Annotated in this window: 2 rRNA genes; both read right to left on the reverse strand. The window is 54.2% G+C overall.

Annotation, left to right across the window (positions count from 1 at the left end):
• Positions 1-51: 51 nt before the first annotated feature.
• Positions 52-167 (reverse strand): 5S ribosomal RNA (rrf, locus tag ACLD02_RS19335).
• 189 nt (positions 168-356) lie between these two features.
• A 23S ribosomal RNA gene (locus tag ACLD02_RS19340) occupies positions 357-3,248 on the reverse strand.
• Positions 3,249-3,400: the final 152 nt, after the last annotated feature.

The raw sequence follows: 3,400 nt of genomic DNA on the forward strand, positions 1-3,400 counted from the left end.
AAATACAAAAAACCCCCGGCACTGCGTGACGGGGGTCTTTTGTATTTAGGAGCCTGACGATGACCTACTCTCACATGGGGAGACCCCACACTACCATCGGCGCTGAGTGGTTTCACTTCTGAGTTCGGCATGGAATCAGGTGGTTCCCACTCGCTATGGTCGTCAGGCAAACCGGTTTGGTGATACTCACCAAAAAGGGTTGCCTTGTCCGTTTGGCACGGACAAAGCCAATCTGGAAAACGAGGCGTCCAGCGTCAGGGTCATCCGACACCTGTTGCTATTGGGTGCTTGATTGATCGTTGACCGCTGCCACGCAGGCCGTTCCTTGCGGAACGTTCAAACTGCTTTGGCGTTATATGGTCAAGCCGCACGGGCAATTAGTACGGGTTAGCTTCACGCCTCACAGCGCGTCCACATCCCGCCTATCAACGTGGTGGTCTTCCACGGCCCTTCAGGACCCTCAAGGGGTCAGGGAGATCTCATCTTGAGGGAGGCTTCCCGCTTAGATGCTTTCAGCGGTTATCCCGTCCGAACGTAGCTACCCGGCAATGCCACTGGCGTGACAACCGGAACACCAGAGGTTCGTCCACTCCGGTCCTCTCGTACTAGGAGCAGCTCCTCTCAAATCTCCAACGCCCACGGCAGATAGGGACCGAACTGTCTCACGACGTTCTAAACCCAGCTCGCGTACCTCTTTAAATGGCGAACAGCCATACCCTTGGGACCGGCTTCAGCCCCAGGATGAGATGAGCCGACATCGAGGTGCCAAACACCGCCGTCGATGTGAACTCTTGGGCGGTATCAGCCTGTTATCCCCGGAGTACCTTTTATCCGTTGAGCGATGGCCCTTCCATACAGAACCACCGGATCACTAAGACCTGCTTTCGCACCTGCTCGACTTGTAGGTCTCGCAGTCAAGCACCCTTCTACCTTTACGCTCATTGCACGATGTCCGACCGTGCTGAGGGTACCTTTGTGCTCCTCCGTTACTCTTTGGGAGGAGACCGCCCCAGTCAAACTACCCACCACACAATGTCCCCGACCCGGATAACGGGCCTGGGTTAGAACCTCGAACATGCCAGGCTGGTATTTCAAGGACGACTCCACGATGACTGGCGTCACCGCTTCAATGTCTCCCAGCTATCCTACACAAGCAGGCTCAAAGTCCACTGTGAAGCTGTAGTAAAGGTTCACGGGGTCTTTCCGTCTAGCCGCGGGTACACAGCATCTTCACTGCGATTTCGATTTCACTGAGTCTCGGGTGGAGACAGTGCCCCCATCATTACGCCATTCGTGCAGGTCGGAACTTACCCGACAAGGAATTTCGCTACCTTAGGACCGTTATAGTTACGGCCGCCGTTTACCGGGGCTTCGATCAAGAGCTTCGCCGAAGCTAACCCCATCAATTAACCTTCCGGCACCGGGCAGGCGTCACACCCTATACGTCCGCTTACGCGTTTGCAGAGTGCTGTGTTTTTAATAAACAGTTGCAGGGGCCTTTTCACTGCGGCCACTCGATGCTTACGGGGCAAGCCCTTCACACCAAGCGGCGTACCTTCTCCCGAAGTTACGGTACCATTTTGCCTAGTTCCTTCACCCGAGTTCTCTCAAGCGCCTTAGAATACTCATCCCAACCACCTGTGTCGGTTTGGGGTACGGTTCCTTGTAACCTGAAGCTTAGAAGATTTTCCTGGAAGCAGGGCATCAACCACTTCCCAGCCGCAAAGGGCCGGTGGTCTCGATTCTCAGCCTTAAGGTGCCGGATTTGCCTAACACCTCAGCCTACAACCTTTCCCCGGGACAACCAACGCCCGGTAGGCCTAGCCTTCTCCGTCTCTCCATCGCAGTTACAAGAAGTACGGGAATATTAACCCGTTTCCCATCAGCTACGCCTTTCAGCCTCGCCTTAGGGGCCGACTCACCCTGCGCCGATTAGCGTTGCGCAGGAAACCTTGGTCTTTCGGCGTGCAGGTTTTTCACCCGCATTATCGTTACTCACGTCAGCATTCGCACTTGTGATACCTCCAGCATGCTTCTCAACACACCTTCACAGGCTTACACAACGCTCCCCTACCCAGTATGCATAAGCACACTGCCGCAGCTTCGGTATCCAGTTTGAGCCCCGTTACATCTTCCGCGCAGGCCGACTCGACTAGTGAGCTATTACGCTTTCTTTAAAGGGTGGCTGCTTCTAAGCCAACCTCCTAGCTGTCTGAGCCTTCCCACATCGTTTCCCACTTAACTGGAATTTGGGGACCTTAGCTGGCGGTCTGGGTTGTTTCCCTCTCCACGACGGACGTTAGCACCCGCCGTGTGTCTCCCGTACTGCACTCACCGGTATTCGGAGTTTGCATCGGTTTGGTAACCCGGGATGGGCCCCTAGCCGAAACAGTGCTCTACCCCCGGTGGTGATATACGAGGCGCTACCTAAATAGCTTTCGGGGAGAACCAGCTATCTCCGGACTTGATTAGCCTTTCACTCCGACCCACAGGTCATCCGAATCTTTTTCAACAGATCCCGGTTCGGTCCTCCAGTGCGTGTTACCGCACCTTCAACCTGCCCATGGGTAGATCGTCCGGTTTCGGGTCTATTCCCAGCAACTCGTCGCCCTATTCAGACTCGGTTTCCCTACGGCTCCCCTATACGGTTAACCTCGCTACTGAGAATAAGTCGCTGACCCATTATACAAAAGGTACGCCGTCACCCAACAAAGCGGGCTCCGACTGCTTGTACGTACACGGTTTCAGGGTCTATTTCACTCCCCTCTCCGGGGTTCTTTTCGCCTTTCCCTCACGGTACTGGTTCACTATCGGTCAGCCAGGAGTATTTAGCCTTGGAGGATGGTCCCCCCATGTTCAGTCAAGGTTTCACGTGCCCCGACCTACTCGTTTTCACATACTCAGGTTTTCGGATACGGGACTATCACCCACTATGGTCGGCCTTCCCAAGCCGTTCTCCTAACCAGTCGCATGCTTAAGGGCTAATCCGCGTTCGCTCGCCGCTACTGACGGAATCTCAATTGATTTCTGTTCCTACGGGTACTTAGATGTTTCAGTTCCCCGCGTTCGCCTCACACACCTATGGATTCAGTGTGTGATACCCGCCTTATGACGGGTGGGTTGCCCCATTCGGAGATCTCCGGGTCAAACGGTTGTTTGCCACCTAACCGGAGCTTATCGCAGGCTACAACGTCCTTCATCGCCTCTGGCTGCCAAGGCATCCACCGTGCACGCTTCGTCACTTGACCATATAACCCAAAACAGTCTGAACCGTTCAGGCCACACGTTCTCGCAACAATCAACGATATCGCACCAAATAGACACAAGTGTCAGATAAACTTCTAACGCTTGTATTCCATTGGAATACTTGGACTTCTCATTTCCCAAATTGTTAAAGAGC

The sequence above is a fragment of the Alloalcanivorax sp. C16-2 genome, assembly GCF_046507615.1.
Classification (GTDB): Bacteria; Pseudomonadota; Gammaproteobacteria; order Pseudomonadales; family Alcanivoracaceae; genus Alloalcanivorax; species Alloalcanivorax marinus_A.